This is a genomic window from Pseudomonas sp. BCA17 (assembly GCF_004519405.1).
Lineage (GTDB): Bacteria > Pseudomonadota > Gammaproteobacteria > Pseudomonadales > Pseudomonadaceae > Aquipseudomonas.
In genome coordinates this window covers 553142-569276 of sequence record NZ_SGWI01000002.1, presented here as the reverse complement: position 1 = coordinate 569276, position 16135 = coordinate 553142, and the positions used below count along the sequence as shown (strand labels likewise).

The 16135-nt window shown below is 60.3% G+C and carries 14 protein-coding genes; 8 read left to right on the top strand and 6 right to left on the bottom strand.

Annotated elements, in window-relative coordinates; all coding sequences use genetic code 11:
- Positions 1-19 precede the first annotated feature (19 nt).
- Positions 20-961, top strand: a complete 942-nt coding sequence (locus tag EXW71_RS11510) for an AEC family transporter (RefSeq protein ID WP_123714574.1) — start codon at positions 20-22, stop codon at positions 959-961.
- Here EXW71_RS11510 and EXW71_RS11505 read toward each other — a convergent pair.
- The 6 genes from EXW71_RS11505 to gatC form a co-directional block, all read right to left on the bottom strand.
- On the bottom strand, positions 958-1338 hold the full coding sequence (locus EXW71_RS11505; protein WP_134658677.1) for a carboxymuconolactone decarboxylase family protein: 381 nt from the start codon (positions 1336-1338) through the stop codon (positions 958-960). The genes EXW71_RS11510 and EXW71_RS11505 overlap by 4 nt on opposite strands.
- Complete coding sequence (locus tag EXW71_RS11500; RefSeq protein ID WP_134658940.1) at positions 1335-2390, bottom strand: calcium/sodium antiporter; 1056 nt, start codon at positions 2388-2390, stop codon at positions 1335-1337. Before EXW71_RS11500 ends, EXW71_RS11505 begins: the two co-directional genes overlap by 4 nt.
- A 50-nt stretch (positions 2391-2440) precedes the next feature.
- Complete coding sequence (locus tag EXW71_RS11495; protein ID WP_123714576.1) at positions 2441-2812, bottom strand: septal ring lytic transglycosylase RlpA family protein; 372 nt, start codon at positions 2810-2812, stop codon at positions 2441-2443.
- Positions 2813-2969: 157 nt separating this feature from the next.
- Entirely contained in the window at positions 2970-4415 is a 1446-nt protein-coding gene (gene gatB / locus EXW71_RS11490) for an Asp-tRNA(Asn)/Glu-tRNA(Gln) amidotransferase subunit GatB (protein ID WP_134658675.1), read from the bottom strand.
- Between the two features lie 10 nt (positions 4416-4425).
- Complete coding sequence (gatA, locus tag EXW71_RS11485; RefSeq protein WP_134658673.1) at positions 4426-5877, bottom strand: Asp-tRNA(Asn)/Glu-tRNA(Gln) amidotransferase subunit GatA; 1452 nt, start codon at positions 5875-5877, stop codon at positions 4426-4428.
- Positions 5878-5893: 16 nt separating this feature from the next.
- Positions 5894-6181 (bottom strand): Asp-tRNA(Asn)/Glu-tRNA(Gln) amidotransferase subunit GatC, encoded by a 288-nt coding sequence (gatC, locus tag EXW71_RS11480; RefSeq protein ID WP_123714579.1) that lies wholly within the window; start codon positions 6179-6181, stop codon positions 5894-5896.
- Between the two features lie 210 nt (positions 6182-6391).
- Between gatC and mreB the strand changes: the two genes are divergently transcribed.
- From mreB to EXW71_RS11445, 7 genes are all read left to right on the top strand, one after another.
- Complete coding sequence (gene mreB / locus EXW71_RS11475) at positions 6392-7429, top strand: rod shape-determining protein MreB (RefSeq protein WP_002555108.1); 1038 nt, start codon at positions 6392-6394, stop codon at positions 7427-7429.
- Between the two features lie 139 nt (positions 7430-7568).
- Positions 7569-8669 carry a rod shape-determining protein MreC gene (mreC, locus tag EXW71_RS11470; protein WP_134658671.1) on the top strand — a complete coding sequence of 367 codons (1101 nt, stop codon included), beginning with the start codon at positions 7569-7571 and terminating at the stop codon, positions 8667-8669.
- Entirely contained in the window at positions 8669-9157 is a 489-nt protein-coding gene (mreD, locus tag EXW71_RS11465; protein ID WP_071485963.1) for a rod shape-determining protein MreD, read from the top strand. The genes mreC and mreD overlap by 1 nt, the downstream gene beginning before the upstream one ends.
- Before the next feature lie 51 nt (positions 9158-9208).
- The gene (locus EXW71_RS11460; protein ID WP_134658669.1) at positions 9209-9805 is read left to right on the top strand and encodes a nucleoside triphosphate pyrophosphatase; all 597 of its coding nucleotides are present in this window, start codon (positions 9209-9211) and stop codon (positions 9803-9805) included.
- A gap of 70 nt (positions 9806-9875) precedes the next feature.
- Positions 9876-11333, top strand: a complete 1458-nt coding sequence (gene rng, locus EXW71_RS11455; protein WP_010213134.1) for a ribonuclease G — start codon at positions 9876-9878, stop codon at positions 11331-11333.
- A gap of 76 nt (positions 11334-11409) precedes the next feature.
- Positions 11410-15225, top strand: a complete 3816-nt coding sequence (locus tag EXW71_RS11450) for a YhdP family protein (RefSeq protein ID WP_134658667.1) — start codon at positions 11410-11412, stop codon at positions 15223-15225.
- Positions 15226-15273: 48 nt separating this feature from the next.
- Entirely contained in the window at positions 15274-16122 is an 849-nt protein-coding gene (locus EXW71_RS11445) for a carbon-nitrogen hydrolase family protein (RefSeq protein ID WP_123714582.1), read from the top strand.
- Positions 16123-16135: the final 13 nt, after the last annotated feature.

Here is a 16135-nt window from a genome sequence, read left to right as displayed (position 1 = left end):
CACCAAGGTTCCCCCCGGCATGCTGGCTATTTTCCTCACCACCCTGACCATCACCGCGCCGGTGTTTGCCATGCTGTTCCTGGGTGTGTTGCTCAAACGCATCAACTGGATCAACGACAACTTTATCCACACCGCCTCGTCCCTGGTGTTCAACGTCACCATGCCGGCGCTGCTGTTTTTGGGCATCCTGCATGCCGACCTGCACTCGGCGCTCAAGCCGGGTTTGCTGATCTACTTTGCTGTCGCCACATTGCTCAGCTTTGCCATGGCCTGGGGGTGGGCGATTTTTCGTTGCCCGCCTGAAGATCGCGGCATTTATACCCAGGGCGCGTTTCGCGGCAATAACGGGGTCATCGGCCTGGCGCTGGCCGCCAGCATGTACGGGGACTACGGCATCTCTCTCGGCGCTATTCTCGCGGCGCTGGTGATCCTGTTCTACAACACGCTGTCGACCATTGTGTTGGCGGTGTATAGCCCGGTGATCAAGTCCGACCCGTGGAGCATCTGCAAGAGCGTAGTGGCTAACCCGCTGATCATCAGTGTGATTGCGGCCACGCCGTTCGCAGTGTTCCAGATTGGCTTGCCGGGCTGGCTGGAGTCCTCGGGGCAGTACCTGGCGGACATGACCTTGCCGCTGGCGCTGATCTGCATCGGTGGCACCCTGTCACTGGCCGCATTGCGCAAAAGCGGGAGCATGGCCCTGAGTGCCAGCCTGGTGAAAATGATCGGCTTGCCGGTGGTGGCGACGCTGGGCGCCTGGCTACTGGGCTTTCGTGGGCCGGAACTGGGGATTCTGTTTCTGTATTTCGGCGCGCCGACGGCAGCCGCGAGTTTCGTGATGGCCAGGGCGGCCGAGGGCAATCATGAACTGGCGGCGGCGATTATCGTGATCACCACCCTGATGGCGGCGGTGACCACGAATATCGGGATCTTTGTGTTGCAGGCGGGAGGCTGGATCTAGCCTTCTTTCTGGTAGCTGTCGATCACTTCCTGGGCCGCACGAAACGCATCAATCGCAGCCGGCACCCCGGCATACACCGCGCAATGCAGCAGCGCTTCGCGGATTTCTTCCACGGTGCAGCCATTATTCAGTGCGCCGCGCACATGGCCTTTGAGTTCCTGCGGGCATTTGAGCGCGGTCAGCGCGGCGAGAGTGATCAGGCTGCGGGTCTTCAGTGGCAAGCCTTCGCGATTCCACACACTGCCCCATGCGTGTTCGTTGACGAAGTCCTGCAGCGGCTGGGTGAACTCGGTCGCGTTGCCCAGGGCATGGTCGACGAACACATCGCCCATTACTTGGCGACGCATTTCAACCCCGGGCTTTTTCTGATCGGTCATTGCGATTCCCTCTTGTGTTGGCGGCGCCAGGCCCGTAGCGATGTGAACAACAGCAACGCCACCAGTACCGGCAGGACGTAATACAGCATCAATTGTTCGAGTTTATTCGCCAGCGGCATGCCGGTGGTAAACGCCATCACATGCAGGCCATACGCAACGTACAGCGCCAGCAGAACCAGGCCTTCGGCGCGAGTGACGCGGTAGCCGGTATAGAACACCGGTAAGCACAAGGTGATTGCACCCAGCATCACCGGCAGATCGAAGTCCAGGGCATTGGGGGACACCGACAACGGCGACGGTGCAACCAACGCCGTAAAACCCAGTACACCCAACAGGTTGAACAAATTGCTGCCGATCACGTTGCCCACGGCTATTTCCCGTTCGCCACGCAGGGCTGCGATCAATGAGGTTGCGAGGCACGGCAGAGAGGTGCCGACACCGATCAGCGTAAGGCCGATGATGCGTTCCGACAGGCCCAGGTCTGCGGCGACATCCACCGCCGCGCCCAGCAGCAGATGCCCGGCCAGTACCAGCACCAGGAACCCGCTCAGCATCAGCAATGCGCTGCTCAACCAGGGCGCTTTGGCCACGGTGTCCAGTGTGCGCGGGCGGCGTGAGTGACGGGTCTGGTAATGCAGCATGCCCAGGTAGCCCGCCAGGGCGGCGAGCAGTAGCAGGCCGTCGAATGGTGTCAGCGCTTCATTGGCCGCCAGGGCGAACACCAGCAGCCCGGCGAGGATCATCAGCGGAATGTCCAGGCGAACCAGTTGTCGCGACACCCGCAGTGGGATGATCAGCGCAGACAGACCCAGAGTGACCAGGATGTTGAAGATGCTGCTGCCGATCACGCTGCCCACGGCAATATCGGTGTTGCCGGCCAGGGTGGCTTGCAGGCTGACGGTCATCTGCGGTGCGCTGCTGCCGAAGGCGACGATGCTCAGGCCAATGATCAGCGGCCGTACCTTGAGACTGGCGGCCAGGCGCACGGCGGCGCGCACCAGGATTTCCGCACCGACGATCAGCAGCAGCAGGCCGCTGATCAGTTCAGCCAGGCTCCAGGGCGAGAGTGCGTTCAATCCGAAAATACTCAAGGCTGCCTCGATCAGTTGCTCATGGCTTGCACACGTACGCGTGCAGTGCCGCTGCCCAGCATACCCAGTTGCTCGGCCGCTTTGCGCGACAGATCGATCAAGCGCCCACGGGTATGCGGGCCACGGTCATTGATGCGTACCACTACGGATTTGTTGTTGGCCAGGTTAGTCACCTTGACCCGTGTGCCGAAGGGCAACCGCCGATGGGCGGCGCTCAGGGAGTTCTGGTTGAAGGGTTCACCGCTGGCGGTCTTTTTGCCATGGTGCTTGGCCCCGTAATAAGAGGCGGTGCCGGTTTCGTCATAGCCGTTGGGGTCAATGAGGCCGCTGGCGCAACCGGCCAACAGTGAGAACAGGGCCAGGAGGCCGAGTAGACGCTTCATTATCAAAGTGCCCCGTTACAAAGTGGAAGGGGGCTTGCCCCCGATAGTGGCGTGTCAGTCGCTACTGGTTTGACTGAATCGCCGCTATCGGAGGCAAGCCCCCTCATACGGTGTGTCCGAGTCAAGCATGAAGTTTCACTCGGAGCACTCACCGCTGTCAGCCTTCGAGCTTGCTTTTAAGCAGTTCGTTCACCTGTTGCGGGTTGGCCTTGCCTTTGGACGCTTTCATCGCCTGGCCGACAAAGAAGCCGAACATCTTGCCGCGTTTGGCTTCGTCCGCCGCACGGTACTGTTCGACCTGCTCGGCGTTGGTCGCGAGCATTTCATCAAGAACCGCGGAAATCGCACCGCTGTCGGTCACTTGCTTGAGGCCGCGCTTCTCGATGATCTCGTCGGCGCTGCCTTCGCCTGCGGCCATGGCTTCAAACACGGTCTTGGCGATTTTGCCGGAGATAGTGTTGTCCTTGATACGCAGCAGCATGCCGCCCAGTTGCTCGGCGGTGACCGGGGCTTCGTCGATTTCCAGACCCTGCTTGTTCAACAGGCTGCCCAGCTCAACCATCACCCAGTTGGCCGCCAGTTTGGCGTCGCCGGCGATGCTCACCACTTTTTCGTAGTAGTCGGCTTGTTCACGGCTGGACGCCAGGACGCTGGCATCGTAGACCGACAGGCCGAACTGCTCCTGGAAGCGCTCGCGTTTCTGCTGCGGCAATTCCGGCAGGGTGGTGCGGATGTCGTTGAGGAATGAATCCTCCAGAACGACCGGCAACAGGTCAGGGTCGGGGAAGTAACGGTAGTCGTTGGCTTCCTCCTTGCTGCGCATGGCGCGGGTTTCGTCTTTGTTCGGGTCGTACAGGCGGGTTTGCTGGATGACCTTGCCGCCGTCTTCGATGAGTTCGATCTGACGACGCACTTCGCTGTTGATCGCCTTTTCGATGAAGCGGAACGAGTTGACGTTCTTGATCTCGCAGCGGGTGCCGAACTCGACCTGGCCCTTTGGGCGGACCGATACGTTGCAGTCGCAACGCAGCGAGCCTTCGGCCATGTTGCCGTCACAGATGCCCAGGTAACGCACCAGCGCGTGGATCGTCTTGACGTAGGCTACGGCTTCCTTGGCGCTGCGCATGTCCGGCTCGGACACGATCTCCAGCAGCGGTGTGCCGGCACGGTTCAAGTCGATGCCGGTAGCGCCCGGGAATTCTTCGTGCAGGCTTTTGCCGGCGTCTTCTTCCAAGTGGGCACGGGTTACACCGACACGCTTGATCGTGCCGTCTTCCAGAGGGATGTCCAGGTGGCCCTTGCCGACGATCGGCAGTTCCATCTGGCTGATCTGGTAGCCCTTGGGCAGATCCGGGTAGAAGTAGTTCTTGCGCGCGAACACGTTGTGCTGGCCGATCTCGGCGTCAATCGCCAGGCCGAACATCACCGCCATGCGCACCGCTTCCTGGTTCAGCACTGGCAGTACGCCGGGCATGCCCAGGTCGACCAGGCTGGCCTGGGTGTTGGGCCCTGCGCCGAATGTGGTGGCGCTACCGGAGAAAATCTTCGATTGGGTGGCGAGCTGGGTATGAATCTCCAGCCCGATCACAACTTCCCATTGCATAGTGTTCTCCTCAGAAGCCGGTAGGGGTGCGAGTGTGCCAGTCAGTGTTCAACTGGTACTGATGCGCCACATTGAGCAAGCGGCCTTCCTGGAAATACGGGGCGAGCAACTGCACGCCTACCGGCAGGCCATCGACGAAACCGGCCGGCATGGACAGGCCCGGCAAGCCCGCGAGGTTGGCGGTGATGGTGTAGAAGTCTTCCAGATACTCGGCGATCGGGTCGTTGTTCTTGGCGCCGATCTTCCAGGCCGGGTTAGGCGTGGTTGGGCCGAGAATCACGTCGACTTCATTAAAGGCTGCCATAAAGTCGTTCTTGATCAGGCGACGGATTTTCTGCGCCTTGAGGTAGTACGCATCGTAGTAACCGGCCGACAGAGCGTAGGCGCCCACCATGATCCGGCGCTGTACTTCTACGCCGAAGCCTTCGCCACGAGAGCGTTTGTACAGGTCGGTCAGGTCTTTTGGGTTTTCGCAACGGTAGCCGAAGCGCACACCGTCGAAACGCGACAGGTTGGAGGACGCTTCAGCCGGGGCGATCACGTAATAGGCTGGAATCGCGTGCTGGTTGTTCGGCAGGCTGATTTCCTTGATCACGGCACCGAGCTTTTCCAGCGCCTTGACGCAGTTGTGCACGCTCTCGGCGATTCGCGGGTCGAGGCCGGCGCTGAAGTACTCCTTCGGCAAACCGATGCGCAGGCCCTTGATCGAGGTATTGAGGCTGGCGCTGTAGTCCGGCACCGGCTCATCGATGCTGGTGGAGTCCTGTTTATCGAAGCCTGCCATGCCTTGTAACAAAATCGCGCAGTCTTCAGCGGTCCGAGCCAGGGGGCCACCCTGATCCAGGCTGGATGCGTACGCGATCATGCCCCAGCGGGAAACGCGACCGTAGGTCGGCTTCAGGCCAGTAAGGTTGGTGAACGCGGCAGGCTGGCGGATCGAACCGCCGGTGTCGGTGGCGGTGGCGGCGGGCAGGAAGCGCGCGGCAACGGCGGCAGCCGAGCCACCGGACGAACCGCCGGGCACGTGTTCCAGGTTCCACGGGTTTTTCACCGCGCCGTAGTAGCTCGACTCGTTGGCCGAACCCATGGCGAATTCGTCCATGTTGGTCTTGCCCAGGGTCACGGCCCCGGCGGCGGCCAGCTTGGACACTACGGTGGCGTCATAGGGCGCTTTGAAGTTGTCGAGCATCTTCGAACCGCAACTGGTGCGAATGCCCTGGGTGCAGAACAGGTCTTTGTGGGCGATAGGGGCGCCCAGCAGTGCGCCATTTTCACCGTTGGCGCGCCGCACGTCGGCAGCCTTCGCCTGGCTCAAGGCCAGCTCCTCGGTGAGGCTGATGAAGCTGTTGACCTTGGGATCGTGCTCGGCGATGCGCGCCAGCAGGGTCTTGGTCAGCTCTTCGGAAGAAAACTTTTTGTCGGCGAGACCGCGGGCGATCTCGGCCAGAGTCATGTGATGCATGAAAGGCTCTTTCCCTTTAGTCGATGACTTTCGGAACCAGATACAGGCCGTTTTCGACCGCTGGCGCGATGGACTGGTAGGCCTCGCGATTATTGTGCTCGGTCACGACGTCTGCGCGCAGGCGCTGGCTGGCTTCCAACGGGTGAGCCAGAGGCTCGATACCGTCGGTATCCACGGCCTGCATTTGGTCAACCAGCCCGAGAATGCTGTTCAGGGCTGCGGTGGTCTGTGGAAGATCGGCGTCATTCAGGCCAAGCGAGGCCAGATGCGCGATTTTTTCCACGTCGGAGCGTTCAAGCGCCATGGGATTCTCCAGTGGAAAACAGAACGGAGGGCGTCCGTGTGTTAGATTGTCGGAACACTACCGCATTTCTACGGTCATATGGCCGCGATTGTGGGGGTTGGTGCACAGAAAGTCGGCCAATTTAGCACATTGGCGCCTTGCCCAAAATCCCTGTCGTTGTTAGAGTTTGCCGCACTTTTTTACCCACGCGTTGCCTAGGGTCCCTTTCCCATGTTCAAGAAACTGCGTGGCATGTTTTCCAGCGATCTTTCCATTGACCTGGGCACTGCCAACACCCTTATTTACGTGCGCGAGCGCGGTATCGTCCTGAATGAACCATCGGTTGTGGCTATTCGGACCCATGGTAATCAGAAAAGTGTCGTTGCCGTCGGCACCGAGGCCAAGCGCATGCTCGGCCGTACACCAGGCAATATTGCTGCCATTCGTCCGATGAAAGACGGCGTGATCGCCGACTTCAGTGTCTGCGAGAAGATGCTGCAGTACTTCATCAACAAAGTTCACGAAAACAGTTTTCTGCAGCCCAGCCCTCGTGTGCTGATCTGCGTTCCATGCAAGTCCACCCAGGTGGAGCGTCGTGCCATCCGTGAATCGGCCCTTGGTGCCGGTGCCCGCGAAGTGTTCCTGATCGAAGAGCCTATGGCTGCCGCTATCGGCGCCGGCCTGCCGGTTGAAGAAGCGCGCGGTTCGATGGTGGTGGATATCGGTGGTGGTACCACTGAGATCGCCCTGATTTCCCTGAACGGTGTGGTCTACGCCGAATCCGTGCGCGTAGGCGGCGACCGCTTCGACGAAGCGATCATCACTTATGTACGCCGCAACTACGGCAGCCTGATCGGTGAGTCCACCGCCGAACGCATCAAGCAGGAAATCGGTACCGCTTATCCGGGTGGTGAAGTGCGCGAAGTCGATGTTCGCGGTCGCAACCTGGCCGAAGGCGTTCCACGTGCCTTCACGCTGAACTCCAACGAAGTGCTGGAAGCGTTGCAAGAGTCCCTGGCCACTATCGTTCAGGCAGTGAAAAGCGCCCTGGAGCAATCGCCGCCGGAACTGGCTTCGGATATCGCCGAGCGTGGCCTGGTATTGACCGGTGGTGGCGCCTTGCTGCGTGACCTCGACAAGTTGCTGGCCCAGGAAACCGGCCTGCCGGTGATCGTCGCCGAAGACCCGCTGACCTGCGTCGCCCGCGGCGGTGGCCGTGCACTGGAAATGATGGATAAACACACCATGGACCTGCTCTCCAGCGAATAAGATCGCCTGGATGGTTCATGCTTCGTTGGCAGGCAGCACTTTGCAGTGCTGCCTGTTGGCGTTTATCTTCTTCAATCTGCATCCAGGCCGGTTAGATGCCGTATGAATAAAGAGAACATTTGCCTGGGAGGAGCGGCTTATTAAACCGCTTTTCGCCAAAGGCCCCTCATTGGGCGTGCGCTTGTTGGTGCTGGTCGTGCTTTCGGTCGCGCTGATGGTGGTCGATGCCCGCTTTGCACTGCTCAAGCCTGTGCGTAGCCAGATGTCGCTGGTGTTGATGCAGACTTACTGGATCACCGACCTGCCGCAACGTCTCTACCAGGGCGTGGCCAGCCAATTTGGCAGCCGCACCGAGCTGGTCGCCGAGAACGAAAAACTCAAGACTGAAAACCTGTTGCTGCAGGGGCGCATGCAAAAGCTCGCGGCCCTTACCGAGCAGAACGTTCGGCTGCGCGAGTTGCTCAATTCCTCCGCACTGGTCAACGAAAAGGTCGAAGTGGCCGAGTTGATCGGCATGGACCCCAACCCCTTTACCCACCGCATTATCATCAACAAAGGTGAGCGTGACGGCGTGGTGCTTGGCCAGCCGGTGCTCGATGCCCGTGGCCTGATGGGGCAGGTGGTCGAGCTAATGCCCTACACCTCGCGAGTATTGTTGCTGACGGATACGACCCACAGCATTCCGGTGCAGGTCAACCGTAACGGCTTGCGTGCGATTGCCAGCGGCACGGGTAACCCGGAGCGCCTGGAGTTGCGGCATGTAGCGGATACCGCCGACATCAAGGAGGGCGACCTGCTGGTCAGCTCCGGTCTTGGTCAGCGGTTCCCGGCAGGGTACCCGGTAGCGACGGTCAAGGAAGTGATCCACGATTCCGGCCAACCATTCGCCATTGTGCGCGCTGTGCCGACCGCCGCCCTGAACCGCAGCCGTTACCTGCTGCTGGTCTTCAGTGACAACCGCACTCCGGAAGAGCGCGCCAATGACGCCGCTCAGGCTCAGGAGGCGGAAGACAAGCAGAACGGCACTACGCCGATCGTTCCGGCGACGGTGCCGAAACCGGCATTCGTGGGGCCGCCCGCACCGGCAGCCGCACCGGCAGCGCCCGTAGCAACCCCGGCCAAGCCGGCGGCCCACACCGCGCGCCCCGCTAAACCTGCGGCGGCTAAACCACCAGCGGCGACGCCGGCAGCCAAGCCTGCGGCAACCACCCCGGCATCTACGCGGCAGAGGGAGGAATAATGGCCGGTACTCATTCGCGCAATGGCTGGATCGTCTGGCTGACCTTTGCCATCGGCTTGCTGCTCAGCGTCTCGCCACTGCCGCAATTCATGGAAATCCTGCGCCCGCTGTGGCTGGCGTTGCTGCTGGCCTTCTGGTCGCTGAACCTGCCGCACAAAGTGGGCATGGTGACCGCGATGTTTCTCGGCTTGGCGGAAGATGTGCTCTATGGCACTTTGCTAGGGCAGAACGCGTTGATCCTGACCCTGATCACCTTTCTGGTGTTGTCGTTGCAACAGCGTCTACGCATGTTTCCTATGTGGCAGCAGTGCCTGGTGATCCTGGTGATCTTCGGCCTGGCGCAGTTGGTGCAACTCTGGCTCAGCGCCTTGACCGGTAACCGTCAGCCGACCCTGGCGTTGGTATTACCGGCCCTGGTCAGCGCGCTGCTGTGGCCGTGGGTCAGTTTCGGTCTGCGTGGGTTACGTCGTCGCTATAAAATCAATTGAATGGATTGCGAGGCTCTGCCTGGTTATCGAACTCTGCAGGGAGAGTCTGGAATGAATTCGCTTTATCTGGCTTCGGGCTCTCCGAGGCGACGTGAGCTGTTGACCCAGATCGGTGTGCCCTTCACCGTGGTCGGCGCCTCCATCGATGAAACGCCTATTGCCAACGAACCCGCTGTTGCCTATGTCGAGCGTCTTGCGCGCGGCAAGGCCGTGGCGGGTTTTGCTGCGCTTGAACAACCCTCCGATGTTTGCGTGCTGGGTGCTGATACGGCTGTGATCGTTGACGGTCGGATCCTCGGCAAGCCTGTTGATCAGGCCGACGCCCTGGCGATGTTGATGGCCCTTTCCGACCGCGAGCATGAAGTCCTCACCGCCATTGCCCTCACTGATGGGCAGCGCTGTGAAACCCGATGTGTAAGCAGCCGTGTACGTTTTCGAAGGGTTTCTGTCGAGGAGGCTACAACTTACTGGCACAGTGGCGAACCCCAGGACAAGGCGGGGGGCTATGCTATTCAAGGGCTGGGGTCGGTATTCGTGGCCGGTCTCAGTGGCAGTTATTCAGCCGTGGTCGGCTTGCCGGTGTGCGAAACCGCGCAACTGCTGGACCAATTCGGCATACCCTGTTGGCAAAACCTTACCGTGCGCTGATCGCTTGACTCCAGCGCCCAGCCTAAAGCGATCGGTCACTATTGTGAAAACGCCTGAACGAGACCCAGCCATGAGTGAAGAGATTCTGATCAATATCACGCCGATGGAATCGCGCGTGGCGGTGGTAGAGAACGGTGTTCTGCAAGAAGTGCACGTCGAGCGTACCCAGAAGCGCGGGATCGTTGGCAACATCTATAAAGGTAAAGTGGTGCGCGTGTTACCGGGGATGCAGGCCGCATTCGTCGACATCGGCCTGGACCGTGCCGCGTTTATCCACGCCTCGGAAATTTCCCTGCGCGAAGGCCCGGCAGTGGAAAGCATCAGCGCCCTGGTGCATGAAGGGCAGAGCCTGGTGGTGCAAGTCACCAAGGACCCCATCGGCTCCAAAGGCGCGCGTCTGACCACCCAACTGTCGATTCCGTCGCGCTACCTGGTGTACATGCCTCGTACTGCCCATGTTGGCATCTCTCTGAAAATCGAAGACGAAGCCGAACGTGAACGCCTGAAGAAAGTGGTAAGCGATTGTGTGGCGGCCGAGGGCATCAAGGAGGCGGGTGGTTTTATTCTGCGCACTGCCGCTGAAGGCGCAGGCGCTGATGAAATCTTGATGGACATCCGGTACCTGCGGCGCTTGTGGGACCAGATTGGTGCCCAGATCAAGACCATTGGCGCGCCAAGCGTCATCTATGAAGATTTGGGCTTGGCGCTGCGTACCCTGCGTGACTTGGTCAGTCCAAAGATCGAGAAAATCCGCATCGACTCGCGGGAAACCTTCCAGCGCACTACGCAATTTGTTGCCGAGTTGATGCCGGAAATTGCCGATCGCCTGGAACACTACCCTGGTGAACGCCCAATCTTTGACCTGTATGGCGTCGAAGATGAAATCCAGAAAGCCCTGGAACGCAAGGTGCCGCTCAAGTCCGGAGGCTATCTTGTGGTAGACCCGGCCGAAGCCATGACCACTATCGACGTCAATACGGGAGCGTTCGTGGGGCACCGCAACCTTGAAGAAACCATCTTCAAGACCAACCTCGAAGCGGCTACTGCGATTGCCCGCCAACTGCGCCTGCGCAACCTCGGCGGCATTATCATCATCGACTTCATCGACATGGAAGACGAAGAGCACCAGCGCCAGGTGTTGCGTACGCTGGAGAAGCAGCTGGAGCGCGATCACGCCAAGACCAATATCATCGGTATCACCGAGCTTGGCCTCGTACAGATGACCCGCAAGCGTACCCGCGAAAGCCTTGAGCAAGTGCTGTGCGAGCCTTGCAGCAGTTGCCAGGGCCGCGGCAAGCTGAAGACCCCTGAAACGGTTTGCTACGAGATTTTCCGGGAAATCTTACGGGAGGCGCGAGCCTACCAGGCCGAAGGTTATAGAGTGCTCGCCAACCAGAAAGTGGTCGATCGATTGCTGGATGAGGAGTCCGGTAACGTCGCGGAGCTGGAGGGTTTTATCGGGCGCACGATTCGTTTTCAGGTTGAAACCATGTATTCCCAGGAACAATACGACGTGGTGCTGCTCTGATCCCCATTCGCTTTCTTTTCGTGAGACCGGCAGGCCATGATCTGCCGTCCGCCAACTGCCTTGAGGGTCGCCTGACATGGAGCGTCTGATACGCTTTTTTGCCGCTTTGACCCGTTGGAGCCTGGGCCTGTGTGCGTTGCTGCTGGTATTGGCGGCGGTGTATGTGAGCCTGGGTCGTCAACTGACGCCGCTGGTGGCCGAATACCGTGCGGAAGTTGAGGCCAAGGCCCAGGCCGCGGTTGATATTCCTTTGCACATCGGCAGCCTCGAAGGCCGCTGGAGTGGCTTCGCCCCGGTATTACTGGCCCACGATGTCATGGTCGGCGAGGGCAGCAGTGCCCTGCGCCTGGACCAGGTCGAAGTGGTGCCGGATATCTGGGCCAGCCTGATGGCCCGGGAAGTGCGCATCGCCCACCTGGAAGTCAGTGGGTTGCAATTGAGCGTCAAGGAAGACAAGGACGGTCACTGGGCCCTGCAAGGCCTGCCGGTGCAGAATGACCAGCCACTGGACCCGGAGCAGGTGTTGACGCGCATGCAAATGGTCAAGCGCGTGTCACTGCTGGACAGCCAGGTCACCTTCCAGCCGTTCGATCAAGCGCCGTTGACCGTGACTTATGTCGGCTTGAGCCTGCATACCGGCATGACTCGGCAACGCCTGGACGCACGCTTGACGCTGCCTGACGGTCAACCGCTTGCCGTCAGCCTGCGCAGCCGCATTCGTGCCAGCCAATGGCGAGATGCAGAAGTTGAAGCCTACCTCAGTCTGCCCCAAAGCGATTGGGCCAAATGGATCCCCGCGAAGCTGACTCAGCAATGGAAGCTCACGCAGTTCCAGGCCGGCGGTGAGTTTTGGCTGAGCTGGGCCAAAGGTACTGTCCAAAGTGCTGCGGTACGTCTCAATTCGCCGCAAGTGAAGGGCAGCTACGCCGATCGCAAGCCTGTGCATATCGAGAATCTTGCCCTGACGGCTTATCTGCAACGCAGTGAGAACGGCCTCGAGGTGCTGTTTGATTCGCTCGCGATGAACCTGGGCGATACCCGCTGGGAATCACATGTGCAATTGCAGCAAACCCTGGCCACGGACAAGGACCAGGAAGTCTGGAAGCTTCAAGCCGATCGCCTCGATCTGACGCCCATCATACCCTTGTTGAATGCCTTGGCGCCGTTGCCGGAAGGCTTCGCCAAGACCCTTGAGCATCTGAAGGCTACGGGTGTGCTGCGCAATGTGCTGGTGGATTTGCGCCCCCAGGACACCACCGACCGCAAAGTCAGCTTCGCCGCCAACCTTGAGCGCATCGGCTTTGATGCGTACTTCGGTGCGCCTGCCGCGCGTAATGTGTCCGGCAGCATCAGCGGCGATCTGGGCCATGGCGAATTGCGCATGGACAGCAAGGACTTTTCCCTGCATCTGTTCCCGATCTTCGCCAAGCCTTGGCAGTACAACCAGGCCAATGCGCGGCTGACCTGGAAGCTGGATAAAGAAGGCTTCACCCTGATAGCGCCTTACATCAAGGTATTGGGCGAGGAAGGCAAAATCGCTGCCGACTTCCTGATTCGCCTGCATTTCGACCACAGCCAGGAAGACTACATGGACCTGCGGGTGGGCATGGTTGATGGTGATGGTCGCTTCACTCCCAAGTATCTACCCGCTGTACTGAGCCCGTCGCTGGATGAGTGGCTGCGCACAGCCATTCTCAAGGGGGCGGTTGACCAAGGGTTCTTCCAATACCAAGGTTCGCTGAATCACGACGCGCTGCCGGCTTCGCGCAATATCAGCCTGTTCTTCAAGGTGCATGACGCCGAGTTGGCGTTCCAGCCGGGTTGGCCTCATGTAAGCAAGGTCGACGGTGAAGTGTTCGTCGAAGAGAGCGGTGTGCGCATCCTGGCCAGCAAGGGCCAGTTGCTCGACACCAAGGTCAAGGATGTCTACGTCAATATTCCCCACGCACCTGCCGGCCAGGACAGCCACCTGCTGCTGACCGGAGGGTTTTCCGGTGGCCTGGGCGATGGCCTGAAAATCCTTCAGGAAGCGCCGATAGGCACCGCCTCGACCTTCGCCGGCTGGAAAGGCGAGGGCGACCTGCAAGGCAACCTGGACCTGGACGTGCCCCTGGCCAAGGGGACCGACCCCAAGATCGTGGTGGATTTCAAGACCGACAAAGCCCGACTGCAACTGGCGGAACCGTCCCTGGACCTGACCCAGCTCAAGGGCGACTTCCGCTTCGACAGCGCCAAGGGCCTGAGCGGCCAGAATATCTCGGCACAGGCGTTCGACCGCCCCATCACCGCGCAGATTGTTGCCGATGGCAAGCCCGGCAATATCAGCACCCGCGTGACCGCCAAAGGCCAGGTTACGGTCAAGCGTCTGACGGATTGGTTGAAGATCAGCCAGCCGCTGCCGGTTTCCGGCGACATTCCGTACCAATTGCAACTGACGCTGGATGGCGCTGACAGCCAACTGATGGTCAGCTCCAATATGAAGGGCGTCGCGGTAGATTTACCCGCGCCCTTTGGCATGCCGGCCAGCCAGGGGCGTGACAGCGTATTCCGCATGACCTTGCAAGGCGCCGAGCGCCGCTATTGGTTCAGTTACGGCGAACTGGCCAACTTCACGTTTGCTGCGCCGCCGGACAAGCTCAACGACGGTCGCGGCGAGTTGTTCCTCGGCGATGGCAACGCTTTATTGCCTGCGGCCAAGGGCCTGCGCATTCGCGGCGTACTGTCGGAGCTGGATATCGACCCATGGAAAAAACTGGTGAGCCGATACGCGGGCAACGATCCGGGCGGCAGCGCCAAGCAACTGCTCAGTGGTGCCGATTTCAAGGTGGGTAAGCTGACGGGCTTCGGCTCCCAGTTGGATCAGGTCAACCTGCAGCTTGATCGCAAGCCGGCTGCCTGGGGCTTGCAGCTCGACAGCCAGCAGGCTAAAGGCACGGTCAACCTGCCGGACGCCAAGGGCGCGCCGATTGCGATCAAGCTGCAATACGTGAAATTACCTGCGGTGGACCCGACGGTACAGGCGGATGAAAACGCTCCTGACCCGCTGGCCGATATTGATCCGAAGGATATTCCGGCACTGGATATCGGTATCGACAAGCTGTACCAGGGGCCGGACCTTGTAGGGGCCTGGTCGCTGAAGATCAGGCCGACCGCCAAGGGCCTGGCGTTTACCGATCTGGACCTGGGACTCAAGGGCATGCTGCTCAAGGGCGCCGGTGGTTGGGAAGGTGCGCCAGGTGCCAGCAACAGTTGGTACAAAGGGCGCCTGGATGGCAAGAACATTGCCGATGTGCTGAAGGGCTGGGGCTTTGCGCCGACGGTGACCAGCGAGGACTTCCACCTGGACGTGGATGGGCGTTGGCCGGGCTCGCCGGCGTGGGTCGGGCCCAAGCGTTTCTCCGGCAGCCTAGATGCATCGTTCCGTAAAGGTCAATTTGTCGAAGTGGAAGGTGGCGCCCAGGCGTTGCGGGTGTTCGGCCTGCTGAACTTCAATTCCATCGGCCGTCGTCTGCGCCTGGACTTCTCGGACCTGCTCGGCAAGGGTTTGAGCTATGACCGGGTCAAAGGTTTACTGGCGGCCAGTGACGGTGTGTTCGTGACTCGTGAGCCCATTACCATGACCGGGCCGTCGACCAACCTGGAACTCAACGGCACCCTCGACCTGGTGGCTGATCGTGTCAACGCCAAGCTGTTGGTTACCTTGCCTGTGACCAACAACCTGCCCATCGCGGCACTGATTGTCGGTGCGCCGGCCATTGGAGGTGCGTTGTTCCTGATCGACAAACTGATCGGTGACCGGGTTTCGCGCTTCGCCAGCGTGCAATACAAAGTGGAAGGGCCTTGGAAAGACCCGAAAATCACCTTCGACAAGCCATTTGAAAAACCAAACTGAGAGACTGTGGAGTAGCATGGCCCCATGCCAATCGTGGAGTGTGGGCCCATGTCCTTTGCAGTAATTCAAATGGTCAGCCAAAGCGATGTGCTGGCCAACCTGGCCCAGGCCCGGCGTTTGCTGGAGCAAGCGGCGCTGCGCGGTGCGACGCTTGCGGTGCTGCCGGAGAACTTTGCGGCCATGGGGCGCCGTGATGTGGCCGATATCGGCCGCGCCGAGGCCTCGGGTGAAGGCCCGATCCTGCCGTGGTTGAAACAGACCGCTCGCGACCTCACCTTATGGATAGTGGCCGGCACATTGCCGTTGCCTCCCGAAGGCCAGCCGAATGCCAAGCCCAACGCCTGTTCGCTGCTGATTGACGATCAGGGTGAGCTTGTCGCCCGTTACGACAAGCTGCATTTGTTCGACGTCGATGTCGCCGATGCTCGTGGTCGTTATCGGGAATCTGACGACTATGCTTTCGGTGGCAAGGTGGTGGTGGCGGATACGCCGGTGGGTCGATTGGGGCTGACCGTGTGTTATGACCTGCGTTTTCCCGAGCTGTACAGTGAGTTGCGCGCAGCGGGCGCAGAGTTGATCACCGCCCCCTCGGCTTTTACTGCCGTGACTGGGGCAGCGCATTGGGACGTGTTGATTCGCGCGCGCGCCATCGAAACCCAGTGTTACGTGCTGGCGGCCGCACAAGGCGGCGTGCACCCAGGGCCACGGGAAACCTTTGGGCATGCGGCGATTGTCGACCCATGGGGGCGTGTGCTGACACAACAGGATCAAGGCGAAGCGGTGTTGTTGGCCGAGCGCGACAGCAGTGAACAGGCGTCGATACGGGCGCGCATGCCGGTGGCGAACCATCGGCGCTTTTTCTCGCAGGGCGCACAGCGGCCTGCTTCAGAACGATGAATTTAAGGCCAAA

What these genes read in the sequence shown, in the direction of transcription:
- EXW71_RS11510 (WP_123714574.1), top strand. Translation starts at nt 20, where the DNA reads ATGCTGGCTATTTTCCTCACCACCCTGACCATCACCGCGCCGGTGTTT.
- EXW71_RS11505 (WP_134658677.1), bottom strand. Translation starts at nt 1,338, where the DNA reads ATGACCGATCAGAAAAAGCCCGGGGTTGAAATGCGTCGCCAAGTAATG.
- EXW71_RS11495 (WP_123714576.1), bottom strand. Translation starts at nt 2,812, where the DNA reads ATGAAGCGTCTACTCGGCCTCCTGGCCCTGTTCTCACTGTTGGCCGGT.
- gatB (WP_134658675.1), bottom strand. Translation starts at nt 4,415, where the DNA reads ATGCAATGGGAAGTTGTGATCGGGCTGGAGATTCATACCCAGCTCGCC.
- gatA (WP_134658673.1), bottom strand. Translation starts at nt 5,877, where the DNA reads ATGCATCACATGACTCTGGCCGAGATCGCCCGCGGTCTCGCCGACAAA.
- gatC (WP_123714579.1), bottom strand. Translation starts at nt 6,181, where the DNA reads ATGGCGCTTGAACGCTCCGACGTGGAAAAAATCGCGCATCTGGCCTCG.
- mreB (WP_002555108.1), top strand. Translation starts at nt 6,392, where the DNA reads ATGTTCAAGAAACTGCGTGGCATGTTTTCCAGCGATCTTTCCATTGAC.
- mreD (WP_071485963.1), top strand. Translation starts at nt 8,669, where the DNA reads ATGGCCGGTACTCATTCGCGCAATGGCTGGATCGTCTGGCTGACCTTT.
- EXW71_RS11460 (WP_134658669.1), top strand. Translation starts at nt 9,209, where the DNA reads ATGAATTCGCTTTATCTGGCTTCGGGCTCTCCGAGGCGACGTGAGCTG.
- rng (WP_010213134.1), top strand. Translation starts at nt 9,876, where the DNA reads ATGAGTGAAGAGATTCTGATCAATATCACGCCGATGGAATCGCGCGTG.
- EXW71_RS11450 (WP_134658667.1), top strand. Translation starts at nt 11,410, where the DNA reads ATGGAGCGTCTGATACGCTTTTTTGCCGCTTTGACCCGTTGGAGCCTG.
- EXW71_RS11445 (WP_123714582.1), top strand. Translation starts at nt 15,274, where the DNA reads ATGTCCTTTGCAGTAATTCAAATGGTCAGCCAAAGCGATGTGCTGGCC.